Source organism: Aliamphritea ceti (assembly GCF_024347215.1).
Lineage (GTDB): Bacteria > Pseudomonadota > Gammaproteobacteria > Pseudomonadales > Balneatricaceae > Amphritea > Amphritea ceti.
In genome coordinates this window covers 3,253,062-3,277,875 of the sequence record NZ_AP025282.1, presented here as the reverse complement: position 1 = coordinate 3,277,875, position 24,814 = coordinate 3,253,062, and the positions used below count along the sequence as shown (strand labels likewise).

23 protein-coding genes are annotated in these 24,814 nt (G+C 47.6%); 11 read left to right on the top strand and 12 right to left on the bottom strand.

Translation table 11 applies throughout. The features are described from left to right. Positions 1 to 85: 85 nt before the first annotated feature. From OCU49_RS15065 to OCU49_RS15050, 4 genes are all read right to left on the bottom strand, one after another. Positions 86 to 3,118: an efflux RND transporter permease subunit gene (locus OCU49_RS15065; RefSeq protein WP_261841377.1), complete on the bottom strand. Its 3,033-nt coding sequence runs from the start codon at positions 3,116 to 3,118 to the stop codon at positions 86 to 88. A 12-nt stretch (positions 3,119 to 3,130) separates the two neighbouring features. Continuing rightward, positions 3,131 to 4,267: an efflux RND transporter periplasmic adaptor subunit gene (locus OCU49_RS15060; protein ID WP_261841376.1), complete on the bottom strand. Its 1,137-nt coding sequence runs from the start codon at positions 4,265 to 4,267 to the stop codon at positions 3,131 to 3,133. Positions 4,268 to 4,517: 250 nt separating this feature from the next. Next, positions 4,518 to 5,525 carry a hypothetical protein gene (locus OCU49_RS15055; RefSeq protein ID WP_261841375.1) on the bottom strand — a complete coding sequence of 336 codons (1,008 nt, stop codon included), beginning with the start codon at positions 5,523 to 5,525 and terminating at the stop codon, positions 4,518 to 4,520. A 3-nt stretch (positions 5,526 to 5,528) separates the two neighbouring features. Then, the gene (locus OCU49_RS15050) at positions 5,529 to 6,035 is read right to left on the bottom strand and encodes a thioesterase family protein (protein ID WP_261841374.1); all 507 of its coding nucleotides are present in this window, start codon (positions 6,033 to 6,035) and stop codon (positions 5,529 to 5,531) included. Between the two features lie 122 nt (positions 6,036 to 6,157). On the opposite strand from OCU49_RS15050, the gene OCU49_RS15045 reads away from it, so the two are divergent. From OCU49_RS15045 to OCU49_RS15030, 4 genes are all read left to right on the top strand, one after another. Beyond that, positions 6,158 to 6,739: an NlpC/P60 family protein gene (locus OCU49_RS15045; RefSeq protein ID WP_261841373.1), complete on the top strand. Its 582-nt coding sequence runs from the start codon at positions 6,158 to 6,160 to the stop codon at positions 6,737 to 6,739. Positions 6,740 to 6,795: 56 nt separating this feature from the next. Beyond that, positions 6,796 to 7,269 carry a DUF2947 domain-containing protein gene (locus tag OCU49_RS15040; protein WP_261841372.1) on the top strand — a complete coding sequence of 158 codons (474 nt, stop codon included), beginning with the start codon at positions 6,796 to 6,798 and terminating at the stop codon, positions 7,267 to 7,269. Between the two features lie 188 nt (positions 7,270 to 7,457). After that, complete coding sequence (locus OCU49_RS15035) at positions 7,458 to 8,060, top strand: MarC family protein (RefSeq protein ID WP_261841371.1); 603 nt, start codon at positions 7,458 to 7,460, stop codon at positions 8,058 to 8,060. 143 nt (positions 8,061 to 8,203) lie between these two features. After that, positions 8,204 to 10,111 (top strand): sensor domain-containing phosphodiesterase, encoded by a 1,908-nt coding sequence (locus OCU49_RS15030; protein WP_261841370.1) that lies wholly within the window; start codon positions 8,204 to 8,206, stop codon positions 10,109 to 10,111. A gap of 62 nt (positions 10,112 to 10,173) precedes the next feature. Here the strand turns inward: OCU49_RS15030 and OCU49_RS15025 are convergent, their stop codons facing one another. Then, complete coding sequence (locus OCU49_RS15025) at positions 10,174 to 11,538, bottom strand: DEAD/DEAH box helicase (RefSeq protein ID WP_261841369.1); 1,365 nt, start codon at positions 11,536 to 11,538, stop codon at positions 10,174 to 10,176. A 296-nt stretch (positions 11,539 to 11,834) separates the two neighbouring features. Between OCU49_RS15025 and OCU49_RS15020 the strand changes: the two genes are divergently transcribed. The 3 genes from OCU49_RS15020 to OCU49_RS15010 all read left to right on the top strand — a co-directional run bounded on the left by OCU49_RS15020 (position 11,835) and on the right by OCU49_RS15010 (position 14,886). After that, positions 11,835 to 12,872, top strand: a complete 1,038-nt coding sequence (locus tag OCU49_RS15020) for an NAD(P)H-dependent flavin oxidoreductase (RefSeq protein ID WP_261841368.1) — start codon at positions 11,835 to 11,837, stop codon at positions 12,870 to 12,872. Between the two features lie 141 nt (positions 12,873 to 13,013). Next, the gene (locus OCU49_RS15015) at positions 13,014 to 13,496 is read left to right on the top strand and encodes an FKBP-type peptidyl-prolyl cis-trans isomerase (protein ID WP_261841367.1); all 483 of its coding nucleotides are present in this window, start codon (positions 13,014 to 13,016) and stop codon (positions 13,494 to 13,496) included. A gap of 76 nt (positions 13,497 to 13,572) precedes the next feature. Next, complete coding sequence (locus OCU49_RS15010; protein WP_261841366.1) at positions 13,573 to 14,886, top strand: hypothetical protein; 1,314 nt, start codon at positions 13,573 to 13,575, stop codon at positions 14,884 to 14,886. Here the strand turns inward: OCU49_RS15010 and OCU49_RS15005 are convergent. Beyond that, the gene (locus OCU49_RS15005) at positions 14,883 to 15,053 is read right to left on the bottom strand and encodes an oxidoreductase-like domain-containing protein (protein WP_261841365.1); all 171 of its coding nucleotides are present in this window, start codon (positions 15,051 to 15,053) and stop codon (positions 14,883 to 14,885) included. The genes OCU49_RS15010 and OCU49_RS15005 overlap by 4 nt on opposite strands. Positions 15,054 to 15,203: 150 nt before the next feature. Between OCU49_RS15005 and OCU49_RS15000 the strand changes: the two genes are divergently transcribed. Continuing rightward, entirely contained in the window at positions 15,204 to 17,495 is a 2,292-nt protein-coding gene (locus OCU49_RS15000) for a YgiQ family radical SAM protein (protein ID WP_261841364.1), read from the top strand. 37 nt (positions 17,496 to 17,532) lie between these two features. Here OCU49_RS15000 and OCU49_RS14995 read toward each other — a convergent pair whose 3' ends face one another. The 3 genes from OCU49_RS14995 to htpX all read right to left on the bottom strand — a co-directional run bounded on the left by OCU49_RS14995 (position 17,533) and on the right by htpX (position 19,188). After that, on the bottom strand, positions 17,533 to 17,724 hold the full coding sequence (locus OCU49_RS14995; protein WP_261841363.1) for a PA3496 family putative envelope integrity protein: 192 nt from the start codon (positions 17,722 to 17,724) through the stop codon (positions 17,533 to 17,535). 144 nt (positions 17,725 to 17,868) lie between these two features. Further along, positions 17,869 to 18,048, bottom strand: a complete 180-nt coding sequence (locus OCU49_RS14990) for a PA3496 family putative envelope integrity protein (protein WP_261841362.1) — start codon at positions 18,046 to 18,048, stop codon at positions 17,869 to 17,871. A 261-nt stretch (positions 18,049 to 18,309) separates the two neighbouring features. Then, on the bottom strand, positions 18,310 to 19,188 hold the full coding sequence (gene htpX, locus OCU49_RS14985; RefSeq protein ID WP_261841361.1) for a protease HtpX: 879 nt from the start codon (positions 19,186 to 19,188) through the stop codon (positions 18,310 to 18,312). A 241-nt stretch (positions 19,189 to 19,429) separates the two neighbouring features. On the opposite strand from htpX, the gene OCU49_RS14980 reads away from it, so the two are divergent. Continuing rightward, on the top strand, positions 19,430 to 20,356 hold the full coding sequence (locus tag OCU49_RS14980; RefSeq protein WP_261841360.1) for a class I SAM-dependent methyltransferase: 927 nt from the start codon (positions 19,430 to 19,432) through the stop codon (positions 20,354 to 20,356). 109 nt (positions 20,357 to 20,465) lie between these two features. Here OCU49_RS14980 and OCU49_RS14975 read toward each other — a convergent pair whose 3' ends face one another. The 3 genes from OCU49_RS14975 to OCU49_RS14965 all read right to left on the bottom strand — a co-directional run bounded on the left by OCU49_RS14975 (position 20,466) and on the right by OCU49_RS14965 (position 23,443). Then, positions 20,466 to 21,293: an HDOD domain-containing protein gene (locus tag OCU49_RS14975; RefSeq protein ID WP_261841359.1), complete on the bottom strand. Its 828-nt coding sequence runs from the start codon at positions 21,291 to 21,293 to the stop codon at positions 20,466 to 20,468. A 340-nt stretch (positions 21,294 to 21,633) separates the two neighbouring features. Beyond that, a complete protein-coding gene (locus OCU49_RS14970; protein ID WP_261841358.1) occupies positions 21,634 to 22,002 on the bottom strand; it encodes a hypothetical protein in 369 nt (122 codons plus the stop codon). A 226-nt stretch (positions 22,003 to 22,228) separates the two neighbouring features. Beyond that, on the bottom strand, positions 22,229 to 23,443 hold the full coding sequence (locus tag OCU49_RS14965; protein ID WP_261841357.1) for a pyridoxal phosphate-dependent aminotransferase: 1,215 nt from the start codon (positions 23,441 to 23,443) through the stop codon (positions 22,229 to 22,231). A 173-nt stretch (positions 23,444 to 23,616) separates the two neighbouring features. On the opposite strand from OCU49_RS14965, the gene msrB reads away from it, so the two are divergent. Next, positions 23,617 to 24,030 (top strand): peptide-methionine (R)-S-oxide reductase MsrB, encoded by a 414-nt coding sequence (gene msrB, locus OCU49_RS14960; RefSeq protein WP_261841356.1) that lies wholly within the window; start codon positions 23,617 to 23,619, stop codon positions 24,028 to 24,030. Next, on the top strand, positions 24,031 to 24,699 hold the full coding sequence (locus tag OCU49_RS14955; protein WP_261841355.1) for a DNA-3-methyladenine glycosylase I: 669 nt from the start codon (positions 24,031 to 24,033) through the stop codon (positions 24,697 to 24,699). The last annotated feature ends 115 nt before the right edge of the window (positions 24,700 to 24,814 follow it).

Sequence of the window (24,814 nt, the reverse complement as noted above, 5' to 3'; positions counted from 1 at the left end):
AAAAGTTAAAAGACCGAATACAAAACAGGCTGGTATTTTACCGGCCTGTTTGCGTTTAGATCTTTGTTATTAAAGGTCTGAATGTTTAAGCGCGTTTCACTTTAAACAGCAAGCTATAGAGTACAGGTACAACTCCTAGCGTTAGCAAGGTGCCGCCTAATAAGCCGGCAGCCAGTACAACTGTCAGACCAAACCATAGCTCGTCACCGCTGAGCATTAGTGGCATCAGGCCAATAACACTGGTGCCGGTGGTAACCAGAATTGGACGCAGACGGGATGTCGCACCATCAATGATGGACTGGTACGGCGACTTGCCGCTGGCTTCTTCCACATCAAATTGCTCAACCAGCAAGATGCCGTTATTGATGATAATTCCTCCCAGTGACAGGAAGCCCAGCATCGCCATAAAGCCGAAGCTGGCCTGTAACAGGAAGAGGCCGAAGCTGGCGCCAATCAGGCTGAATACCAGTGTAATGCCGATAATGCCGACTTTACGGAACGAGCGGAATTGTGCCAGTAACAGCAGGAATATTGCGCCGAAGGCAATTGGCAGGTTCTGGGCCAACGCCGATGTCGCATCGTTGGAGGACTCAGCTTCACCGCCAATTTCAATGCTGTAACCAAGAGGAATATTCAGAGCCGCAATTTCCGGTGTAAGGCGGTCGACCATCGTGCCGGCCGGAAGCAGAGTGCTGACACCTTTAATTTTAATAGTCGGCTCTAAGTTGTAGCGACGTTGCAGGGATTCAGTCGGTTCAGCATAGAAGGTAGCAATCTGGGTCAGTGTAACCGGGTTGCCCTGACGGTCATTGCCGACATACAGAGTACCGAAGCGCTCGACGTCCTGACGTTCAATGCTGGCGCTACGCACTGTTACCGGAATGCTCTGATCACCTTCACGGAACTGGGTTACTTCGCCACTGCTGAGCAACGTATCAAGTGCCCGGGATATCTGCTCGGTACTCAGGCCTGCCAGCTCGGCTTTAGTCTGATCGATCTGTACCTTGAGCTTGAATACTTTGTTATCCCAGTTGTCCTGAATATTGATCATGCCCGGTTGTTGATACAGCAGCCCCTGCACCTGTTCAGAGATTTCACGAAGGGTGATTTTATCCGGACCTTTAATGCGATATTCGATGCTGCCTTCTTCTGCGCCACCGGAGCCAAAACCTTTCACGCTGATACGGGCTTCAGGGAACTGATTACTCAGATAGTCACGGGCTTTATCCATAGCAGCCTGCTGACTACTGCCATCTTTAAGGTTAACCAGCATAAAGGCGCGGTGCGGTGCCGGATCATTAGGGCTAAGGGATAATACGAAGCGCGGACCACCAAAGCCTATATAGGTAACATGGTTGGCTACTTCCGGACTAGTCTCTTCCTGCATGAGCCAGCGACTGACTTCGCCACTGAGTTTTTGTGTGGCCTCTATGGCATAGCCTGCCGGTAACTCCAGTTCAATCATGTATTGTTGGCGGGCGTTAGGCGGCATGAACTGTTTTGGCACAGCGCCAAATGCATAGACAGCCAGAACCAGTAAGCCTGCCATTAGCAGCAAGAACAGAGTACGTGCTCCCAGTATCATGTTGAGTAGCCGTTTGTAGCCGGTTTGTAACGAGGTTTCGCTATCGGCACTTTGCTGTGGGCCGCGGGCTTTAATCAGCCAAATAGCCAGCAACGGAATAACCGTCAGTGCGACCAGCCATGAAGACAACAGGGTAATCGTGATGACCTGTGCCAGTGAGCGGGTGTACTCAATGGTGACGTTGTCGCCGGCCATTAATGGATAGAAGGCAAAAATAGTCGTCAGAGAAGCGGTTAGCAGAGGTACCATCATTTTACTGCCGGACGTAGCGGCAGCCTGGAAGCCAGACTGCCCCTGATTGACCCGGGTGAGATAGTCTTCCGCAACTACTATGCCGTTATCAACCAATAGCCCAAGGGCAATGATAATGGCGGCAATGGAAACCTTTTGTAGCGGGATTTCCATAACAGACATGATGACCAGGGTAACCAGAATCGTAATCGGTACCAGTAAGCCGGCAACAATACCTGTACGTAGCCCCAGAAACATGACGACGACCACAAAAACCACCGCAACAGTTTGCAGCAGGCTGTTGGTAACCTGATCGATAGAGCGTTTTACTTCAGTTGCCTGATAAGTAACAAAATCTGTTTCAAAGCCCCAGGGTAATGTATTTTCCAGTTCTGAGACTCTTTGCTTCAGTTGCTCTGAAAAGGACAATACGTTGAAACCACTCTGCATTGATACGGCCAGCACCAGTGCGCGTTTGCCATTGTAATAGGCATAACGTTCAGCGGGTTCTTTATAGCCACGGGTAATGCGGAACAGGTCACCTAGATAGATGATGCTGCCGTCGTCCAGCCGGAGCGGAATATTGGCGATTTCTTCTATGCTGTTGAGATTACCGGTTGGTTCAATTACCACCCGCTGCGCGCCGGTACTGAGCTGACCTGCAGAGCTGATGACGTTACGGTTCTGTAACGTTTGCAGAGCCTGCTGGATATTAACGCCGGCATTACTCAGTTCAGTGGTAGTGCTCTCCATATAGATTTGTTCAGGATTGTTGCCTAATAGCTCTATACGGCTGACACCTTTGAGGGCAGTTAACTGATCCTGAAAACGTTTAACGGTTGCGCGCATTTCTGCCAGGGTAAAACCTTCAGCGGTAAAGGCTATGCTCGCCACAGCAACCCGGCCGAAATCGTCGTTGACGAATGGCCCTTGTGTGCCGCTGGGCAGCTGGTTTTTAATGTCGTTAACTTTGTTTCGCAGTGTTTGCCAGATTGGTTGAAGGTTACTGACAGAATCGTACAGGCTGACGTTTATCTGTGCGTAGCCAGTGCTGGCCTGAGAGTTAATGTCTTTAACTTCAGGAATTTGCCGGATGGCGTCTTCAAGTTTACGAATGATTAAGTTTTCCACCCGTTGCGGTGGTAGGCCCGGGTACTGGGCAGTTACCACGGCTTCACGGATGTTAATTTCAGGTTCTTCCTGAGACGGAAAATCCTGATAGAGAAATATTCCCATCAATGACAGCAGCAGCGTCAGGGCGATGGTTACCCGGTTGCCCTGCAGGGCTAGCTTGGTAATCATATTCCGGTTCCCTTACTGAGCCGCTTTAAACGGCATGACCTGCTGGCCTTCATGGAGGAATTGCGCACCTGCGGCAACAACCTGATCACCCGCTAATAGCTCGCCGGTGATTTCAACGCCCTGGTCACGGGGGGCAATCAGCTGAACTTCTACCTTAGTCACTTGCTGGCTATCTGCCTGGTATTTGAATACAAAACCTGTATCAGCCTGGTCACCTGCAATAATGGCATTGAAAGGTACAGTTAGATGACCGCTGTCCTGATAACTGAGGTTAAAACGCACTTCTGCAGCCATACCATCGCGCAACTCTGCAACATTTCCCTGCAGTAATACCTTCATGGTGACGGCGCTGCCAGCTTCAGAACGTGATCCTACCTGGTGAATTACACCTGCATAGGAAGCTGCTTCTCCAAGGCTAAGTTCATCCGCAATCAGAGGTGTAACACGTACTGGAGTATCCTGATTAATGTAGCGTAGAGTCGAAAGAGGCATTCTTACGACAACTTCACGCTGGCCCTGTTTAGCTATCTGGAACAGGCTTTGGCCGGCAGTAACATTGGTGAAAGGTTCTACGTTACGGCTGGCAATCAAGCCGCTGAAAGGCGCTTGCAGCTCTGCATAGTCGAGATCTTTCAGGGCACGCTGATATTCGGCTTTGGCTGCATCGGCATCGGCGGTAGTGGACTTGAGGGTTGCGACGATGTTTTCAAAGCTGATCCGGGATATTACGCCGCGCTTAACCAGTTCTTTATTGGCTGTGTATTTGCGCTGTGCTTCTGCAAGGACTGCGTTGGCTCTCTGTTGCTGGGCTTTGGCTGAATCAGCTGCAAGCTGTAACTGGGTAGTATCCAGCGTAGCAATGACATCACCGGCTTTAACGCTGTCGCCGGCATCCACTTTAACCTCGGCAACTTTACCACCAACCCGGAAGCTCAGATCAGCCTGATCTGATGCCTGAATTGTCCCTGCGAGAGTTCGGCTAGGTGCTTCTTTGGGGGCACCGACGCTATAGAGCTTTACGGGCCGGATCACAGTTTGTGCTGTCTGATCGGTAGTTTGGGTATCTTCTTCAGCACAGCCCTGTAACAGAGATGCAGATAAAATAAGGCCGGCCAGAATTATTGGCGTGCGGATTAAACGATGCGACAACACGGAAATCTCCCTTTGTGTGGGCGAACAGTCAAAAAATTATCCCCCCAGTATAATCCAGATGGGGTAAATGGATGGTTAAGCGCTTGTTACTGGTAGTTAAGGCTATAGTTGCAGAATGCTGGTGGAATAGTCCAGCACTCTCAACTGTTTAGCGTATATTCTCCGTACTGATTACTCGTTGTTAAGTCAGCTGTTCTTAAATCATATGTTCTTTAATAGTGTGTTGCTGAAAAACACATTCCCTGAGTTACTTATCGGTAAAGTCAGGTACCAGATTTGCAACCCGCGAATTTTGTAGCGGTCGGAAAATAACCGTACGTAATCTGTACCAGAAGGTGCCAAAAAAGATAATAAACAGACCAAAGCCTATGAATACCACTAGTGGTAAGTTTTCGGCGCTGACCGGACTGTTTTCTAATAAAGTGAAAATGGCATAGATACCATAGCTGGAACTGGACACAAGCATTGCTCTGCGGTCGACTAACAGGGCCACCAACATGAACACAACGAAGAAGCTGATTAATAGAATCTCATTGCCAAGCGCATTCAGCAGGGGGGAGTCTGAGAATATCAGCGTTGTCATAATTCCGTGCACAATTAATGGTGATGCCAGTAGGTGTAACCAGAAACCACAGTCGCTCCAGCGCAGTTTACGTTGCCTGTCTTTACTGTCGAAAGTGATGGCGATACTGAAGACGACTAAGCCAATTAATGTAAATAACCACTGATGTTCTAGTAATTGTTCACCTAAACCTATAAGCGCAATAGTAACCAGGCTCAGTGCCATAGGTAGCAGGCTGAATGGCATACCGTAGCGCCAGTAAAATGCGCCGGCACAGCCTGCCAGTAATAGCAGAGATGGAATGCTGCTGAACTGGTCAGCGAACAAGTCGATTTCCGGCAGGCCTGCAGCCTGGGCGACGAAGTACATAATAGACAGCAGAATGGCCATGCCGGGTAACGCCAGACGCCGTTGTCTGACTAGCCATTCTGCCAGTGCTACAAAACACCCGCCGGCGAGCCACCACTGCCAGCTTTGCAAATTCATAGTCGCAATCGACATGGCAACAAAGGCAACACCTATAGTGATAAAAATATCGCCAAAATTGCGGACAAACTTAAGTTGCTCTTCGTCGTGAGCTGTATTGAGATCAGCATCGTTTTGCTGATTAATAAAATCCACCAGAGGGTCAACCTGCTCGGGTGTCAGCAGTCCTTGCGCGGCGGCGCGATGAAGTATGTCGGGTTTTAGCATGATTCAGCCTGCAGCAGGTTTACGGCGAATGCCGATTTTACGGCCAATATTATCGGGCATTGGCAAGGCTTCGTGTTTATCCGCCAATGCTTCAATTTTAGTCATTATATCAACCGGGAACTCACAGGCTTTACGTGCCTTCAAATCAACGCACATGGCCATTTGCTCAAGTGTTGATGCCAGATATGTGCTGCCGTCGGCATTGCGGGCATGCATTTCAAAATAGAGGTGCAGGCGTTTACTGTCGTTATCAAGCAGGCGGCAGCTGATATCTACTTCCTGGCCTAGGCTGACTTCATTGTCATAGGTGATGTGGTTTTCCAGTACCATCCATGAAATCTTTTGTTGTTCGGTATATTCAGGGCTGAGGCCCAGTTGAGCGACCAGTTCAACACCAGCCAGATCAAAAACCAGTATGTAGTAAGCCACGTTCATGTGGTTGTTGTAATCTAGCCAGTCAGATTTGATCTCTGTGCTGTAAATAATAGGTAAATTGGGTGTCTGGGTCATGGCTTTTTATCCAAATGTTCGATAATCCTTAACCAAAATAGTATCTTGCCTCTATTGCTGTGCCAATGCTTGGGCTATTATTGGCACAAATATCTGTCGTGCTTTCCAGGATGAACAGCAGAATGCTTAAGCAGATTCGTACAGGGTTGATTGTGTGCTGCATGTTAGCAGCGATGCTTCTGACAGGTTGTGGAGGCCAGTCGGTAAAACCTGCAGTGGTTGATAAGACATCAGTGGCTGAACGGCCTGTGGTGGGCTGGCATTATAATAAAGCTAAGCCACTGCCAGCCGACGTTGCAACGATACAGGAACAGTTACTCCGTCAGTTTTCTGATTGGAAGGGAGTACCGTACCGTCTGGGTGGTACTACCAGAACAGGGATCGATTGCTCAGCTTTTGTGCAGCGAAGTTTTGCCGCACAGTTTGATCTTAATTTACCGCGTACAACGCTTAAACAGGCGGTGATCGGTAAGCCGGTTTCGCGTGATGAATTACAGCCTGGTGATCTGGTGTTTTTTAAAACCGGAAAATACAGCAGGCACGTAGGCATCTATGTTGGTAATAAATCTTTCCTGCATTCGGGTGAAACCTTAGGTGTAAGCATTACGCCTTTGTCCAACCCCTACTGGCGTAAACGCTTCTGGCAGGCCCGTCGTCCTGATATCGTTATGGATGCTGTGCCGGAGTCTCTGGCCGACAGATAATACCTGTTTTCTTTATGCCGCAGCTTTATAGCAATGCGGCAGCTTTGGTTTATCAAATGAATTACATACCGTTAGAAGAGTACAAACGCGCTTGGATTTTCAGGCACAAAGACCTGCCAATTTCTGAGGCGGATCTGAATGAGATTAAACCCCTGAGCGAAGCCAGGGCAGAGCAGGTATGGCGCCAGCAAATCAGTCAGGAGAGTAATCATCCGGAACTGTTTTATGATGATGACTGGGCGAATAAAAATCCTACCTGGCAAGAAACCTTTCCCTGGCAAAACCGCTGGGAATCTGACGAAGCAGAAATGCCTGAACAGTTGTTGGAACATCTTGAATGGGATGACAATACGCTGGTGTATTTCTGTTATGACGTTGAACATGTTATTGAAACCCGCTGGTACGTATTTAAGCGTCATTGGAAGAACTTTTTGTTTTTCGACAATGGTCCGTTGCTGATTGGTCGGAAGCGTAAGCAAGTTGCACAGTTTATGCAGACAGGAAATGTGCGTATTGGTGCGCGTCCTTAGTTTTAGCAGACTTGTTTTAACGGTTTTGTTTTAACTGGCTTGCTGTCACATATAGTTTCGGCCGATATTTCTATATTAGTCAGATAGTTTTAAGTCGATGTGCAGGGCTGAATGCTCTGCTTCGTGGCGACCGGCGTTAGCTGAAGTCGCCTGTGTTTTACTTTTCTTTTGTTTGTAAGGTTCTCTGAATGGATATTCTGGTTTATCTGAATGCCATGACAGCGCTGTTCATTATTATTGATCCGATTGGCGCGGCAATTATTTTCCACTCTCTGGTACCGGTTGGGGAAACCGGGCACAGGGTTAAAATGGCAGTTAAGTCGATCATCATTTCGACCCTGTTGCTGATTATCTTTGGTAATTACGGCGAGCCGTTCCTGAATAAGCTGGGCATTAACATTGAGGCCCTGCGAATTTCCGGTGGCTTACTGCTGTTTTACACCGCATTTAAAATGATTACTCAGGATGTGGAATATACGGTGACGACCGCTAAACGGGATATTTCAGTATTCCCGATGTCGATTCCGCTGATGGCTGGTCCTGGTTCCCTGACGCTTTCGATTCTGTTGTTTTCACAGTCAGAGAGTGCCGAGCAGGACTTATCCATTTTGATGGCAATCATTTCTATAACAGTACTGACATTGGTGCTGATGCTGTTATCTCGTTACGTGAAGGTGATTATTGGTCGTACTGGAGATGAAATTCTGCGCCGTTTTCTGGGGGTTATCCTGGCTGCACTGGCGATACAGTTTGTCTATGACGGTGTGACCCAACTGATAGCCAGCGGCTAATGTTTCATTTAGGAAATTTGCTGTGCTTAAAATGGTGAACGGGACGGTTTTCCTATTTGAAATAAGTGTTTTAATAAGCCTCCGAATAATGTCAATTACGTTTGAGTAGCAACGTAAGAGAGAGTGGAATTTATAGATAAAATATGTCGGTTGATATTAGAACAGCTGTAGTACCCGATTCGATACTGGCAGGCTGGCAGCAAACCGTAGACTTAGTTTCTGAAATCGCCAGTATACCGGCGGTGCTGATAATCCGGGATCAGGGCGAAGAACTTCAAGTGTTCGTTGCCAGTGATAACCAGACGAACCCGTTCAGCAAGGGAAGCCATGATGTACGGGGGAGTTTATGCCAGGCATTTGTCCGTCATGAGAATCCATTGCATGTTGCAGATATTGCTCAGCACCCTGAATGGCAGGCGTGTCTGGCAGAAATGCACGGGATGGTTTCTTATTATGGGTTGCCACTTTACTGGCCCTGTGGTCAGGTATTCGGCACTATCTGTATTCTTGATAGCCGGGAAAATAATTACGCCGACAATATTCGCTCATTACTGGCTCGTTTCCAGAAAACCATAGAAGCTGATCTCGACAGTATGGCCCGTCAGGCCAGGCTTGAGGCTGCTAATGAAGTATTGACGCAATTGCACGAACGCCAGCAGCAAGAATTAACTGAGTTGCGTGGCCAGCTTTCTAAGGAAGTTGATAACCGTGCGTCGATGGCGCAAACGCTGGAATATGTGCAGCGTTATGATGCACTGACCGGGCTGCCTAACCGGGCGGCACTCCTTAGCCATATGGAACACATTCTTGCGGTTAACACGAACCAGCAGTTTGCAGTTTTATATATTGGCCTGCAGAACTTTAAAACCATTAATGACAGTTATGGCTATCTGGTCGGTGATCAGATATTGCAAACGGTCAGTGACCGTTTGCGTCATGACTTGGCTGGTAATTTCTATGTGGCCCGGGTAACCGGTAATGAGTTTGTTGTATTACTTGTGACCTCACGGATTGAAGAATTAACAGTCCGTTTAGCTAACCGGTTAAGTCATAGCCTGAACCAGCCGCTGGTAATTGATCAGCAGAATATTACTGTACCAATTAAAATGGGGCTGGCGATGTCGCCGGCTGATGGCCCGGATGCATCTACCTTACTTAAGAAAGCTGGTGCAGCAATGAACCTGGGTAAGGTGTCTGGCAGTGCATACACTTTCTTCACCGATAGTATGCAGCTGGCGCTTGATGAGCGTTGCAGGCTTGAATCTCACTTGGTTGATGCACTGAAAAATAATGAGTTTAGTCTGCATTTCCAGCCTCTAATCGCGACTGAAAGCCGTAAATTACTGGGTGCAGAAGCATTATTACGCTGGTTTAATCCGGTGCTTGGTCAGGTTCGGCCAGATCAGTTTATCAGTCTGGCTGAGCGCAACGGCCAGATTAATGATATTGGTAATTTCGTTTTACGTACTGCAATTGAACAGATTTCTAACTGGTACCGTTTGTATAAATACCCGATGCGGATGGCGGTGAATATTTCACCTGTGCAATTCCGGGATACCGGTTTGGTACGCTATGTTGCTGATCTGCTGGCTGAGTTTCAGTTACCGCCAAGCATGTTGGAGCTGGAAATTACTGAAGGTGTACTGATGCAGGATGAATATCAGGCTACCCGGGTAATTAATGCATTGAAGCGAATTGGTGTAGGTGTATCGCTGGATGATTTTGGTACCGGATATGCGTCGCTGAGTTATTTGCAAAAGTATGCGTTTGATACACTGAAAATTGATCGTGGTTTCATAGCGCACTTGGATAACAGTGAGCAGGACCGTGAGCTAGCCCGGGCGATTATTGCCATGGCGAAGAAGCTTAAGCTTAATGTTATTGCTGAAGGTATTGAGACTCAGGAACAGAATGACTTTATTCTGGAAGAGGGTTGCGACTGCGGACAGGGATATTTATATGGTCGTCCGGTTCCTGCGTTGGAGTTTGCTGCTTCGCATCTGGAAACTCAGACTTTTGCTATTGATGATGAGCAGATGGCAATCGCCTGAGTTCTGCGTTTTCTGGTCTATTGATACATGTCGTCGACTGTGAGTGCTTAACTGTATAGGTCTTAGCGCTTACTAAAGCTTGGGCGTGGCCGTTTTGTTGTTTTAGTTTGTTCCGTTCCAATAGTCGTATTTTTTGTTGAAGCGCTTTCTTTGTTTTTTCCCTTTGCTGCTTTTTTCGTTTGCTGACCTGGTTTAGCTTTTGTCTTGTTTGATGCTGGCTTTTTGGCTGTATTCTTCGATGGTTTGTTATCTGTTGGCGACTGTTTACTGGCATTTTGTTTATCAAATAATGGCAGACGGTGGTCTGCCTCAAACCCGGCGATTTCACGACGTTCGATATTCTTACCCAGTAATTGCTCAATTGCCTGTAGCTGAGGAAATTCATCGGCACTGACCAGAGAAACTGCCTGACCCTGTTTACCGGCTCGTCCGGTACGACCTATGCGGTGGATGTAGTCTTCTGCCTGACCAGGTAAATCAAAGTTCACTACTTGCTGTAACTGATGAATATCCAGGCCACGGGATGCGACATCAGTAGCAATCAGAACCCAGACTCTGCCAGCCTGAAATGAATTTAATGCTTTTTCTCTGGCTTGCTGATTGCGGTCACTATGAATTACCGCGCAGTTAATACCTGTTTCATAGAGAATCTGGCCAAGTGCATCCGCACCTTTTTTAGTTTTTGTGAAGACTAATGTCTGGCGCCAGCGTTCAGTCTGGATAAGTTCGGTAAGCAGTTCTGCTTTACGTTTTTTATCTGTGCTATAGAGCCAGTGTTTAACGGTTTTTGCTGCACTATTAGCCGGGTTAACAGATATTTCTGCAGGGGAATTCAGGCGCTTCTTTGCCAGCTCCCGGATAGCATCACTGAATGTGGCGGAAAACAGCAGTGTTTGGCGTTGCTCCGGCAAGGCGTTCAGTATGCGGTTAATTTCCGGGCTGAAGCCTAAATCCAGCATGCGGTCCGCTTCATCCAATACCAGATAGCTTAGCTGATTAAAGCTGACAGCTTTTTGATCGTATAAGTCCAGTAAGCGGCCAGGTGTTGCAATGAGAATTTCAACGCCTGTTGCCAGTGCCTCCAACTGAGGTTCGCGGGGTACGCCACCAATGAGAATTTCACAGCGTAATGTTTCAGGTTTTAAGTGTTGAATGTTGCTGGCTACCTGACTAGCCAGTTCCCGTGTAGGTACCAGAATCAGTGCCAGTGTCTGCCCAGCCGAAGCCTGCCGGTTATCCAGTTGATGCAAAATGGGCAGCGCAAATGCTGCGGTTTTACCTGTGCCCGTCTGAGCGGCAGCAAGCAGATCTCTACCTTGTAATATGGCAGGAATGGCGTGTTGCTGGATGGGTGTTGGAGTATCAAAACTCTGCTCTTGTAGTGCACTTAGCAGAGTGTCATTGAGCCCCAGATTAGCGAAAGACATAGATATATTCTGATTCAGTAATAGTAATGGGTTTAGCTGGCACGCCGAACAGGTCGCAGCTTAACGGATCTGTATAGCTATTGCTAACGGTGGAGCTGTAATGGATAGCAGTGGCTGTATTTTACGAGAATGATTTAACGCGCTTTAAATACTGAGTGTTTTATCGTGAAGCCTTGCTAAAGGCTCTGCGGAAAGCTTTACCATATAGCCTGAAGACTATTGACTGATTGTAGCGCGGGCGCGTCTTGTGTAATGCTTGCTGACCTGCAAATAGACTGCTGAGGGAGACTGCATCGATGACTGATATTCGAAATTTGTTTGGTATTGATTTGCCTGTTATTCAGGCCCCGATGGCTGGTGTACAGGGCAGTGCATTGGCGATTTCTGTGTGTAATGCCGGTGGATTGGGTTCATTGCCTTGTGCGATGTTAACCCCTGAAACAATAGATGCTGAGTTGGCTGTAATTCGTGCAGCGACAGATCGTCCGGTCAATGTTAATTTTTTTGCGCATGATCCTTTACCTGTCACAGAACAGCAGTTACAGCGCTGGCAGCAGCGTTTACAGCCTTACTATCAAGAATTAAACGTTGAGCCTGTGGCAGCCGCTGGCGGACGTGCCCCTTTTAATGCAGATCATGCAGCGGTGATTGAGAAATACCGTCCTGAAGTGGTGAGTTTCCATTTCGGATTACCAGACGTAGATTTGTTGTCCCGGGTGAGAGCGACGGGGGCGAAAGTTATCGCCAGTGCAACAACGTTTGAAGAAGGACGCTGGCTGGCTGACAAAGGTGTTGATGCCATTATTGCTCAGGGATTAGAAGCTGGTGGTCACCGGGGTATATTTCTGACCCGCGATATGAATACCCAGTCAGGCACTTTTGCATTATTACCGCAGTTAGTCGCTGAAGTTGATGTACCCGTTATTGCTGCTGGTGGTATCTGTGATCAGGCCGGTATTCGTGCCGCAATGCAGTTAGGCGCTGCGGGTGTGCAGTTGGGAACTGTATATCTGTTATGTGATCAGGCACAGACCAGTACATTGCACCGGCAGGCATTACAGGATCAGAATACCTATACGGCACTGACTAATGTGTTTTCCGGTGGCCCGGCGAGAGGGATTATAAACCGGGCCATGCAAGAGTTAGGACCGATCAGTCAGGATGCGCCACCTTTTCCAATGGCAACAGCTGCGCTGGCGCCATTACGCAGTGCTGCGGAAGCCATCGGCAATGCAGATTTTTCGCCATTGTGGGCAGGGCAGAATCGCAGCGGCTGCCGGTTAATTGATGCCGGTGTACTTACCAGGGAGCTGGCAGCTGATTATATTGCGTAGAATCCACGCTAAGCCCTTGAAACAGGCTGGGGGCGTCGGCATTATATACTGCATGCCGATACCGTTAGGGTACGGGTCAATTAATTTACTGAGGCCTTCAGCAGCGTTTTGCTGTTTTGTCCTCATAAGTGAGAGAAAAACATGCAAGTTGCTGACAATAAAATTGTTCTGATTCATTACACTCTGACGAATGCAGAAGGTGAAGTACTGGATTCTTCTGCTGGTGGTGAGCCTTTGGCGTACCTGCATGGTCAGGGCAATATTGTACCGGGTCTTGAAAATGCACTGACGGGTAAGTCAGCAGGTGATAAGCAGCAGGTTGAAGTATCTGCTGAAGAAGGTTACGGCCTGCCGAATGAAGAGCTGATTCAGGAAGTTGAACGTACTGCATTTGAAGGCATCGACACTATTGAAGTGGGTATGCAGTTCATGGCGCAGACACCTTGGGGTGAGCAGCCAGTTGTTGTTACTTCTGTTACTGATGAAACAGTTGTGGTTGATGGTAATCACCCACTGGCAGGCCAGGTGCTGAACTTTGATGTTGAAGTTGTTGAAGTACGTGATGCTTCTGCTGAAGAACTGGAGCATGGCCATGCTCACGGTGCTGGCGGTCATCACCACTAATTGTCTTAATTTGTAATACTGAAAGCCTTGCGATCCTTTGGGTCGCAAGGCTTTTTTCGTCAGGGACTGAAGCATTATGTCGGATACCAACAGCGCAGCTAATGATGCGCCAGTTGTCAGTCAGAGTCAGAATATACGGGGTATCTGTGTATTACTCGGTGTCATGAGTACACCGCTGGCATTATGGCATCAAGGTTTTTTGCTGTTTGCCGGACTGTGCTATTGGTGCGCTTCCGGATTATCCTGGCGGAATATGACACCGCGTAACCGTTTGCAGGCGTTGGTGTTATCGGGTATTGGCCTGGGCGCAGCAGTAATTGCCGGATTATTTAGTCATTCTGTTGATTTTACAGGTTTACTCAAGGGTAATATTGCGCTGATTTCTATGCTGGTTGCGGTGAGTTTTCTGGGGCTGGTCAGTCAGCCCAGTCTGGCAGAAGGCGAGCAGCTGCCGACCGGTAAGCGTTCGATACTTGGTACTTTGTTAGGTGTGCATTTCTTTGGCGCAGTAATTAACCTGTCGGCGTTATTTATACTGGGGGATCGCTTATCTCAGCGCCGTTCGTTAAGTCGTGCACAGGTGGTTGCACTGACAAGGGCATTTTCAGCGGCGGCTTTCTGGTCACCTTTCTTTGCAGCTATGGGGGTGGCGCTTACCTATGCACCGCAGGCGAAACTGTCGGAGCTGATGCTGAGTGGTGCTTGTCTGGCTGTGGCTGCTTTAGTGATTATTTTTTTTGCTGTGCGCCAGTTGTCAGAAAATGAACGCTTTGAAGGTTACCCGTTACGCCTGAATAGCCTGTGGTTGCCAACTTTATTGGCGGTAGCAGTGCTGGTGGTTCACTATTTGTATCCCCAGTTATCAATATTGTTCATCATTACACTTTCTGCTCCGTTAATTTGTATATTGACGTTGTTAAAACGCGGAGGGATGGTGCTGCAGTTACGTAGCCATGTGCATGGTCGTCTGGCCAATATGACTAACGAAGTGGTGCTGTTTTTATCTGCGGGGGTGTTCAGTTTTGGCTTGCAGAGTGTGTTGGCAGGCCAGGAGTCATTGTTGCCGTTCAGTGAATTTAATGCCTTAACTGCCAGTCTGAGTTATGCCTTTATTATGGCATTGGCGGTGTCTGGTTTACATCCGGTGATTGGTATTTCGATTATCGGACCGCTATTGATGCCGTTACAGCCGGATCAGAGCATGCTGGGAATTATCTTTCTGTCCAGTTGGGCGTTGGGATCTGCGGCCGGACCACTGTCAGGGATGAATATATCTATACAGGGCAAATACGGCATCGACGGTATGCAAATTATGCGCTGGAATTTGCCGTATATGTTGGGAATGTCCGGATTGGTGGTGCTGACACTGTTCGTGTTCGAACGCTTTTAAGCTTCTGTCTCGGCATTGTTTGTCTGCTTTGCTTCGGCTTCTTTCAGTGCTTTCTGTTCTGTATTCCAGGCGTTGAGGTCTTCGTAATAGGTATCCCACACGCAAGGTGAACAAGCGCTTTCGCAACATTCATAGTCGCCGGGTGGAGTTGGACGTTCACGATTCATTCTATTTGGCTCAGTAATCATTTCTAGAACCTCTATTCTATCATTGAATAAAGATCATTGGACGCCAGATTAACTGTCGGTTTATTGGCCGTTAGTCGCAGTTTCTGCGACAATAGCCGGCTACTTACGACGCAGCAGTTGCTTTACGCCATGAGAATACACGCTCCCGATATTTTTTCCTTCCCGCCATACTGGGCTAAAAGTAACAGTCCGGCACCGTTTTTGCCGACCACCCGTGCTGAGATGGATCAGCTTGGCTGGGATAGCTGCGACATTATCATTGTTACCGGTGATGCTTATGTGGATCACCCAAGCTTTGGTATGGCCGTTATGGGGCGTTTGCTGGAGGCGCAGGGGTTTCGTGTTGGTATTCTCGCACAGCCTGACTGGCGCAGTGCTGAGCCGTTTAAGTCGCTGGGTAAGCCGAACCTGTATTACGGTGTGACGGCGGGCAATATGGATTCCATGATTAACCGTTATACGGCTGATCTGCGAATGCGTCATGATGATGCTTATACCGCTGGTGGTGAAGGTGGTAAGCGTCCGGACCGTGCGGTGATTGTGTACAGTCAGCGGTGTAAAGAAGCTTACCGTGATGTACCGGTTGTAATTGGTGGTATAGAAGCGAGTTTAAGACGTATTGCTCAGTATGATTACTGGAGTGATAAAGTACGGCGTTCAGTGCTGATTGATGCAACGGCAGATATTCTGCTGTACGGCAATGCCGAACGGGCAATTGTTGATCTTTCCCATGCTCTGGCTGAAGGCAAGTCACTTGATGATATATGGAATATGCGTGGCACTGTGCATTTGCGCAAGGCGCCACCACAGGGCTATGTAGAGCTGGATTCTTCCCGGATTGACTGGCCAGGCAATATTGATAAGTTACCTAACCCGTATGATTTTGGTAATCAGGAAAACGGTGCTGATGACAGTACTGCCTGTGGCACAACTCCGGATGATTTATCACAAATTGAGGCACCTATTAAAATTGTGCCGATGCCGCTCAAGCGTAAAGAAAAACTTGAATCTGAGACGACCTATATTCGTTTGCCTTCATTCGATAAGGTAACGAAAGATCCGGCTTTGTATGCTCATGCCTCCCGGGTATTACACCAGGAGTCTAACCCTCACAATGCCCGTGCGTTAATGCAAAAGCATGGTAACCGTGAAGTGTGGGTTAACCCGCCACCAATTCCGCTGACCACAGAAGAAATGGACGGTGTTTTCGGATTGCAGTACCAGCGGGTGCCGCATCCTATGTACGGTAAGGCGAAAATTCCGGCGTATGACATGATACGTTTTTCGATCAATATCATGCGTGGTTGTTTTGGTGGTTGTACCTTCTGTTCTATTACTGAACATGAAGGCCGGATTATCCAGAGCCGTTCTCATGAGTCGATCATTAATGAGATCGAAGATATTAAAGAAAAAGTACCGGGCTTTACCGGGTCTATTTCTGATCTTGGTGGCCCGACATCTAACATGTATTTCCTCAATTGTAATGATGATGAAATTCAGTCGAACTGTCGTAAGCTCTCCTGCGTATATCCGACTATCTGTAAGAATCTGAATACTGATCATAGCCCGACGACTGAGCTGTATCGTAAAGCGCGTAAAGTGCAGGGGATTCATAACGTGGCTATTGCGTCCGGTCTGCGATATGACCTGGCTGTCCGCGACCCTGAATACGTAAAAGAGCTGGTGACTTATCATGTGGGTGGGTATCTGAAGATAGCCCCGGAACACAGTGAGCCAAATACCCTGAGTAAGATGATGAAGCCGGGTATGGATACCTATTATGACTTCAAAAATATGTTTGACCGTTTTTCCCGAGAGGCTGGCAAGAAACAATATCTGATTCCATATTTCATTGCTGCCCATCCGGGATGTGATGATGAAGATATGCTGAGCTTATCTTTGTGGCTGAAGAACAACGACTTGAAGGTAGATCAGGTACAGACCTTCTATCCGTCCCCTATGTCACTGGCTACGGCTATGTATCATTCTGAGAAGAATCCGCTGAAGCAGATTACTTATAAGAGTGACCGTATGTACATTCCTAAAGAAACCGAACAGCGTAAGGCGCATAAAACGCTGCTACGTTATCACGATAAAGAAAACTGGCCACAGCTGCGTGCCAAGTTGAAAGAAATGGGGCGCTCAGAGCTGATCGGCCGTGGTAATGAATGTCTGGTTGCGGAAGAGGAAGTGTCAAAGCGTAAACCAGTAGCAAAACCTACGGATTCTGATCGATCGCAGGTATCTAAGGGGTATCAGCCAGTAACACCTTATTCTGCTAAGACTGCAAAGAAGCAGAAGCCAGCACAGAAAAAGGCGGGGCAGCAGCAAGCTAAGCCAGCTGGTAATAAAACTGCTACGGGTGCAAAAGCACGCAGTGCGCAAAGAAGCCGCATTGCAGACAGAATAAAGCAGCGCTAACGCTGCTTTAACTGAGAGGGTTTGTCTGTGAAGTCATTCAAGCCCATTCAAAGCCGTCACTGATACGACGTTTCAGTTGGCGTTCTTCCATGTAATCTTCGATCATTTGGCGTTTGCGTTTAGTTTTCGCTTTTTTCGGACGTTGTTGCTTCTCTTCTGAAAAGAAGCTGTTATCCATATCATCAAGGGCTTCGCTGGAAAGGTCGTCAAGACGGATTTTGCTGCTCATAACTGAATGGTTCCGCTGTGTTTTATATCTTATTGTCTGTTTCACCGTAATGGCGTCTCAGGCATATAAAACCGCGTTTTTGTGACCGGCGTATGACTGAACGATGACGATTTTATGCATCAGGAAAAAAGTGCCTGTTGCAGGTTAATCGTCAAAGAATTCTCTAAGCTCACGTTCCAGTTCACGCTGTTCACGCATTGCTTCAATGCGGCGGCGTTTTTCCGTGTCCGGGCAAAATTGTTGTTCAGCAGTCGACAGCTCAGTGTCTTTTGAGTCGGCGTCGATGTTTTCCAGTTCTTCTTCGATAGCAGTTTTTTCATTCATGCTAAAAAACCTCGGTTAAAGTCCGATAGCTGGTGAAAATGCCGTTAGCCGAAAATGGCATGGCTCTTTAAGTCTTATCTGATTATGGAACAAAATTCTGGGAGAGGTTAAAGAACTTTTTTTTATAAAAGTATGATGTGATATTCGTTGAGAGAATAATTTGAGTGGTACGGTATTTATTTGCTACAGGCTTTGCTGCAGACATAAAAAAGCCCTGTTTTACAAATCGTAAATACAGGGCTTGTGTTAAGGCTGTTCGGGTTATTTCTGAAGGGCTGCGATGCGGTCATCCAGAGGTGGGTGGGTAGCAAATGCGGCCATAAAGCCCTGCTTGAGATGGCTGCTGATGCCGAAGGCAGCCATGGTCGCTGGCATTTGATCAGGCACTTCGTATTCAGCTTTTAGGCGCTGAAGGGCGCCAATCATCGCAAAGTTACCTGCCAGGCGGGCACCCATTTCATCAGCGCGGAATTCACGACGGCGGCTGAACCAGGCGACGATGGTGGAAGCCAGTACGCCCAAAATCAGTTCAGCAATGATGGATGTGATGAAGTAGCCAATGCCATGGCCTTCTTCGTTTTTCAGAATGACCCGGTCAACAAAGTGGCCAATGATGCGGGCAAAAAACATCACGAAGGTATTCACGACACCCTGAATCAAAGCCAGGGTGACCATGTCACCGTTCGCTACGTGGCCGATTTCGTGAGCCAGAACTGCACGAATTTCTTCCCGGCGGAAGCGTTGCAGCAAGCCAAGGCTGATGCCTACCAGTGCGTTGTTTTTATTCCAGCCTGTTGCGAAGGCGTTAGCTTGCTCTGCAGGGAATATACCGACTTCAGGCATACCTATGCCTGCTTCGTTAGAAAGCTCCTGAACAGTGTCTAACAGCCACTGTTCGTCAGCATTGCTGGCCTGTTCGATCATTTGCAGGCCCGTAGAGCGCTTTGCCATGAATTTGGATAGCAGCAATGAGATAAAAGAGCCTATAAAGCCGAAAACGGCGCATATGATCAGCAAGTTGCCGAGATCAAGGTCAACGCCGTTAGCCTGCAGGCTGGAGCCTACGCCCAACAGGCTTAGGGTAATGCTGGCAACCAAAATAATAGCTAAGTTGGTCAGAAGGAAAAGTACGATACGCATGGTATATAACCTTTGGCTGGCTATGTGGAACGTTTTACTGCGGCGAGTTATAGCCATTTCAGTAAGCGTTAGAAGTTGTTCTTTAGATATAGGCGGTTGGGTTAAGTTTCAAGCGTACCGGCGAAATAAGTCCGGGCTGGTGTGGCCTGTATCAGATGACTATAATCGCCAGAAATTACAATTCGAAGACGCTGACATTGCATATTTATGGGTGCTGGCGATTTGCTCAGAGTAGGATGATATGCAGGCTGTATTTGAGTATATAGAACAGCAGTTTACCCAGCGTAAGGGTGAAGTTACCCGGTTGTTTCATGGGCGCGGGCAGTGTTTCAGTGGTTTTGAAGATGTGGTTATTGACCGCTTACCGCCATTAATTATTATCCGTCTGTTCAGCGAGATTCCGGAGCAGCAGCTTGATCAGTTGGTGGCATTTTTTGCTGAACATCCGGTTTACAAACCGGAGACGCTGGTTATTCAGTATCGCTATCTGCGGGAAGATAGTATTAAAGTATGTTGGCAGGCGCCGGAAACCGAGTTGCAGCGGTTAGCTGTGACTGAAGGGAATTTGCAGTTTTGGATGCAGCCTCTGAGAAACCAAAACAGTGGTCTGTTTCTGGATATGCGTGAAGGTCGCCGCTGGGTGCAGCAGCAGAGTAAAGGTTTGCGAGTCCTGAATTTGTTTGCCTATACTTGCGGGTTTTCAGTCGCTGCTCTGGCAGGTGGTGCTGCCAAAGTTGTTAATCTTGATATGAGTAGTCCTGCACTGAATACCGGTCGCGAGAATCATCGTCTGAACGGGCATGATATGAGTAAAGTTAAATTCTTTGCACATGATTTATTTCGCTCCTGGGGCAAATTAAAACGTGAAGGGCCTTATGATCTGGTAGTGATCGATCCGCCAAGTTTTCAAAAGGGCAGTTTCGTGGCGACGAAGGATTATTTAAAGGTGTTACGGCGTTTACCTGATTTGACCTGTGAAAATGCCAGAGTACTGAGTTGCCTGAACTCACCTGAGCTGGATAGTCAGTTCCTGCTGGATTTAATGGCAGAGTATTGTCCGGAATTCAGGTTCGTTGAACGTCTTGCTAATCCTGAGGATTTTCCAGATGCGGACCCCGAGCGGGCACTTAAAGTCCTGCTGTTCGAAAAAAACAGTTTGAACAAATAGTTTGAAAAAGCTGCTTTGAAAAAATCTATTTAATAGTCGATGAATGGACTCTATGAGGAAGGTTCAGGCTGCCGGGTCCAGCAGCCTGAATTCAGTAACTTAGAATCAGTTAGCCCGCCAGGCCGTCCAGGCCGGACTCCAGCGTCATAGCTTCTTCACAGCTGCTGGCAATATCTGCTGGCAGGCCTGCCAGTGATGCTACTTTCATTGGGAAGCGTGCGGTTGTTTCCTCAACGCTTCGGTTGCTGCGTATACAAGCGTTCAGGTAGCAGGCGATATTGGTAATTGCACATGCTGCATTAGGTGGCTCAGCCTCCATTGGGTTCTTGTGGTAGCGAACCGCTTGTCCCAGTTCAGCAGGAAATTTCCACATATCCAGTAATGCCTGACCAGCTTCAGGTGTCGTAAAATTCAGGCGTTCCATTTCTGCCGCAGAGCGGCTGGTGCCTGCTTCTTTCACCCGTGCCTGAATCGCCTCAGCCAGTTTTGGTTTGGTAAGATGCAGTAACAGGCGGCCAATGTTATGAATCAGGCCGATGGTGAAAGCGACGTCGGGATCAACTGAGTCAGTTTTGCTTGCATACCACTTAGCGATAGTGGCAATGCGGAATGACTGTGACCAGAATTCCTTAAGATTCAGGCCTTCAACTTCGCTGACAGAACCTGCCAGGCCTGATGCGATAACCAGTGTTTTTAGCTGAGTCATACCCAGCATTACGACGGCTTCGTCGATTGAAGATACTTTGCGGCTCAGGCCGAAATGAGCAGAGTTAACCAGGCGTAATATTTTCAGTGACATGGTCTGATCCTTAGAGACCTTTTCGCTGATTTCACCGTAGTCGGCATTCGGGTTGTTCAGTTGTTGGATCAGCTCACGTACCACGTCCGGTACATTCGGTAATTTGTGAGTTTGTTGTAATAATTCGCTGACTTCCATAGCCGCTCCTTAATCTGTGACAGGCTATCTTATAATTCGTTGTCCAACTCAGTGTATGCGGTTTATTGGCACCAGATAAGCGTGGCCGAATATCCGTTTCTAATCACGTAAGTAATTGAGTTGACGGTTATAGATAAATACGAAGAGGCTTGTTTTGCAAGCAAATATAATCTCATTATGGGAGGTGGTCAGTGAAAAAAACTTACGTTTGTTTACATGTGCTACAGTCGGAGGCTTGTGTGGGTGTGCTGAAGAGAAATATGCGGAATTTTGAAAAATAGTGCTCTGCTATGGGCTGATTTCCCAGCCATAGCAGAGACTGTTGTGTTTTTTGTGCTGATTACAGATTCAGGACGTGGTTTTCAATGTGGCCACGCAGTTGTTCGTATTGTCCCATTTCTTCAGGCATGAAATAGAACTTGTAGTAGTTACGTTCAACGATGCTGCCTTTAGTGTCGCCGATGCGTTCTTTAGTGCTTGAGTGGCGATAGGTCATTTGCATGTGGATGACGCGAGTGTGTGGCGGTACGTTGATTTCGTGGTTTTCCAGGTCAAATTTAGTTTTAGTTTCTTTGATTGTGTAGAAGGAAATTTCTGCTGCATGGTTGAGGTTGATCAGAAAGTTACTGGTGACCGGAATGATATGATTTTTCTCCATACCGTTGTGTTCCATAAAAATACCGCAATTCTTTTTGATCTTTATAAACATAGTGCTTCCAGTTGCTGGTGGATTGAATATGCTGAATGTTAATAATGCGTCAGCGATAAAGCCTAAAGAAGTATAGCTGGCTTATATGATAAAAATCTTACGCTGTTCGGTAAGGGAAAGCGAATTGCCGCGTTAAAGGCTGTTTTCATTATGTGGAAGTGCTGTGGACAGGTATAGCTGCCGGTAATGATTTACCGGCAGTGGATCAGAGCGAAAGCCTATTCAGTTATTCTGAATAGTTTCGGAAGAATTCTCCGATACGTGAAATAGCATCCATGAGTTCATCTTCCCTGGGTAGAAATACGAGGCGGAAGTGCTGAGTATCCGGCATGTTGAAGCCGCTTCCCTGTACGATCAGTACTTTTTGCTGCAACAATAAATCCAGTGCCAGCTTCTCGTCATTGAAAACCGGATATACCTCTGGATCGACTTTGACGAACAAGTATAGCGCCCCTTGTGGCTTAATGCAGGAAAGCCCGGGAATTGCATTTATTTCACGATATGCAAGTTCGCGCTGGTCATAAAGACGACCACCAGGAATAATCAATTCTTTAATGCTCTGGTAGCCGCCCAGTGCTGTCTGTATGGCATGTTGCGCCGGAACGTTTGCACACAGGCGCATACTGGCCAGCATATCCAGACCTTCGATGTAATCTCTGGCGTGATGCTTAGGCCCGCTCAAGGTCATCCAGCCGGAACGGAACCCTGCTGCACGGTAGGTTTTTGACAGGCCGTTAAATGTGATGCAGAAAACATCATCGCTGAGGCTAGCCAGTGGAATGTGTTTGGCTTCGTCGTAGATGATTTTGTCGTAAATCTCATCGGCAAAAATAATCAGGTTGAATTCACGTGCCAGATCAATAATCTGTTCCAGTACTGCTTGTGGGTATACGGCACCGGTAGGGTTATTGGGGTTGATGACCACAATTCCTTTAGTGTGATCGCTGATTTTGCTGCGCATGTCAGCAATGCTTGGTGCCCAGTCCTGGCTTTCATCGCATTCATAATGCACAGGTGTACCGCCGGCAAGGCTTACGGCAGCTGTCCATAATGGGTAATCAGGTGCAGGTATAAGGAGTTCGTCATTATCATTGAGCAGGCCCTGAGTTGCCATCACGATCAGTTCGCTGACACCGTTACCCAGATAAATATCTTCGATGGTGACATTCTTGATACCACGTTTTTGGGTTTCCTGCATGACTGCTTTGCGGGCCGAAAACAGGCCTTTTGAGTCACAATAGCCCTGCGCAGTTGGCAGGTTGTGTACGACGTCCTGAATGATTTCTTCAGGTGCGTCAAAGCCGAACGGGGCAGGGTTGCCTATATTGAGTTTGATGATCCGCTGGCCTTCTTCTTCAAGGCGTTTGGCTTCCTGAAGTACCGGTCCGCGTATGTCGTAACAGACGTTGATCAGCTTGTTGGATTTGCGGATTGTAGACATCTTTATTTATCCTTGGTGGCCACGATGAGTAAGTGGCTGAAATAGTTAATTATTTTAATTTATGCACGGGACGCTAAAGTTTAACTTTGGGCGATCAAAACAAGGTTTTGAATCATACTGCATTTGGCCTGTCCATAAACAGTAGTTGAGCGTAAAAAAACAGGGGAATTTCAATGGGTGAAAACAAATATCCACGTCAGCGCAGTGAAGCTGAGTGGCAGTCAGAGCTGAGCCCTGAGCAATATCGGGTGTGTCGTCAGAAAGGCACAGAGCGACCACATAGCGGTGAATACGATCAGCATTTTGTTGCCGGTCAGTATCAGTGTGTTTGTTGTGGTGAAGAGCTGTTTGTTTCTGATACTAAATTTGATGCCGGTTGTGGCTGGCCGAGCTTTAACCAGCCGGCGAATGACGCTTGTATTGGCGAAAATCGTGATGTTTCCCACGGTATGGTCCGTACAGAGGTTGTGTGTAATGGTTGTGGTGCGCATTTAGGCCATGTTTTTCCTGATGGTCCTGCGCCGACTGGACTGCGTTATTGCATCAATTCAGTTTCCCTGGGTTTTACTGAGAAAGAGGATGGCTGAGTGAAGTCATTTAAGTGGATTTATGAGCATGTCAGCGCACATAAGGCCGGGCATGATCTGGAAAGTCTGATGCCTGTTGTGCAGTCGCCTGAGTATCTGGCTGAGCTGGGGGATGACCGGGTACTTTCAGAAATGTCGCGAAGAATTTTTCGGGCAGGGTTGAAGCATTCTCTGGTGGATGGAAAGTGGCCTGCGTTCGAAGAAGCTTTCTGGGGGTTTGCGCCGCATAAAATTGCCCTGATGAGTGATGAGCAGCTGGAAAATATGATGCAGAATGACAAGATCATCCGGCACTGGGGGAAGATTAAAGCGGTGCGTATAAATGCCACAATGATTGTTAATTATGGCGATGATCATGGCAGCTTTGCAAAGATGCTGGCTGACTGGCCAACAGAAGATATTGTAGGGCTTTGGGCTTTTTTGAAGAAGGAAGGGCAGCAGCTGGGAGGGCGCTCAGCAGCTTATTTTCTTCGGCAGATAGGTAAAGATACTTTTTTGCTGACGGATGATGTAGTCGCAGCGCTCAAGGCTCAGGGGGTTATTGATAAGGCTCCGACGGCGAAGCGGGATCTGGTATTGGTGCAAAATGCTTTTAATGCCTGGCAACAGGAGTCAGGCAGACCGTTGGCGCATATCAGCAGAATGCTGTCCTACACTGTCGGCTGGTGATCTTCACTGAAGAAGCTTGTTTGCTAAAAATATAGCGCTGTCGGCGAGTAATGGTGATGTTTTGGAGTGCCCAGCTTAGCGAGTGAGTTAAGGTCAAATCAGTAAAACAAAAAAA